General features: G+C 51.6%; 1 protein-coding gene. It reads right to left on the bottom strand.

All coding sequences use genetic code 11. From position 1 onward, the window contains the following. Nucleotides 1-248, bottom strand: a 248-nt coding sequence (locus tag AC0QH1_RS13620) for a tetratricopeptide repeat protein (protein WP_324631703.1), incomplete at both ends; no start/stop codon positions are given.

A 248-nucleotide genomic window follows, 5' to 3' on the forward strand; every position in this document is an offset into this window, starting at 1 on the left:
TCTCGTGCTATCTCTAACGATTGCAGGAAGTATTGCTCTGCTTCGGCGTATTCTCCCAGATTCTGGTAAACTTCTCCTAGGTTGTTGAGGGCGTTGCCTTCCCCCGCTTTGTCGCCGATCGCCCGATATATTTCCAGCGCCCGTTCCCATGACTGTAATGCTTCACGAAATTGACTTTGCCCATACTGCTCAATCCCCAGTTCCAACAATCGTTCCGCTTCCTGTTGTCGCTCTTCCACCGTTTGGGC

This window comes from Phormidium sp. CCY1219, assembly GCF_055795085.1.